The organism is Pseudomonas sp. AM4(2022), assembly GCF_036346515.1.
GTDB lineage: Bacteria > Pseudomonadota > Gammaproteobacteria > Pseudomonadales > Pseudomonadaceae > Aquipseudomonas > Aquipseudomonas paracarnis.
In genome coordinates, this window is record NZ_JAOTNW010000084.1 from 1 (window position 1) to 331 (window position 331).

The following is a 331-nucleotide window of genomic DNA, read 5'->3' on the forward strand; positions in this document are numbered from 1 at the left end:
ACTGTTGGCACCGCAGTTGGGCATTGTTGATCCTGAGACCGGCAATGTGGCGGTGACCGGCAAACCGGGCGCGACCGTGCAGGTGCAGGACCAGAACGGCAACCCGATTGGCAACCCAGTCACTCTGGACGACAAAGGCCAGGGCACCGTGACCCTGCCGGGCAACACCAGCGGCCAGCAGGTCGGTGTGGTGGTCAAGGATGGTGACACGCAGTCGCCTGCCACCAACGTTGATGTGCCGCTGTTGGCACCGCAGTTGGGCACTGTCGATCCTGACACCGGCAATGTGGCGGTGACCGGCAAGCCGGGTGCGACCGTGCAGGTGCAAGAA

1 protein-coding gene is annotated in these 331 nt (G+C 64.0%); it reads left to right on the forward strand.

The window, feature by feature from the left end; translation table 11 throughout:
- On the forward strand, positions 1-331 hold a 331-nt coding region (locus ODQ19_RS28085; RefSeq protein WP_330211848.1), incomplete at both ends, for an Ig-like domain-containing protein.